This window comes from Nonomuraea cypriaca (genome assembly GCF_015645445.1).
Classification (GTDB): domain Bacteria; phylum Actinomycetota; class Actinomycetes; order Streptosporangiales; family Streptosporangiaceae; genus Nonomuraea; species Nonomuraea cypriaca.
Map to the genome: position 1 here is coordinate 1 of NZ_JADOGI010000556.1, position 809 is coordinate 809.

An 809-nucleotide genomic window follows, 5' to 3' on the forward strand; every position below is an offset into this window, starting at 1 on the left:
CCCAACGCCCCCGCCACCCCAGAGGAGCTTGCCACCCCAGAGCAGCCGGCCACCCCTGGGGAGTCGGACGCCGCTGGCGAGCCGGACGTGCCTGAGGAGACGACTGCTGACGTCCATCGGTGGAAGTCCGGGCGGTCGCCTGGGGGGACCCCGAGCACGTCGCAGATCGTGGCGAACTGCAATGGCGAGGCGAAGTCGCCGATCAGGTCGGCGCCCGGGGAGAGGCCGGCTGCGAGCGCGTACGCGTGCGCCTCGATCCCCGGCCGCAGCTCCGCCAGCCGCCGCGGCGTGAAGAACCCGGAGACCAGGCGGCGCAGGCGGGTGTGCTCGGGCGGATCGGTCGTGAGCAGGTGTGTGCCCAGCCCGGAGCGGTCCTCCAGCGGCCGCCCGCGCCCCGCCTCCCGCCAGTCGGGTGGCGCGTTGCGTGGATCCTTGCTGAGCCGGGGATCGGCGAGCGCGGCGCGGGCGTCGTCGTAGCGGGTCACGAGCCACCCGTACAACCCGCTGCGCAGACTGACCCGATGCAGCCCGCCCGCCTCCCGCAGCCGCGCATAGGCGGGGTAGGGGTCGGCGAGCAGCCCTTCATGCCCCGGAAACATCTCCTCCAGCATGAACGCCTCCCTGAAACGCGGTCCCAGCGGCCTGGTCTCATACCTCCGTACCCGTTGGCCACCACGACACGAACCCCCGGGTGGGAGCGGGCCCCGCGGCACGCCCCCTCGCGGTGCGGGGGCCGATGGGGCGAGCCACCGCGACACGAACCCCCCGAGCCGGTGGAGGGCGAGCCACCGCGACACGAACCCCGAATG

1 pseudogene is annotated in these 809 nt (G+C 74.0%); it reads right to left on the reverse strand.

Going from position 1 to position 809, the window contains the following annotated elements:
- Nucleotides 1–611, reverse strand: a pseudogene (locus ITP53_RS55585) (cytochrome P450); the annotation flags it as partial.
- Nucleotides 612–809 lie beyond the last annotated feature (198 nt).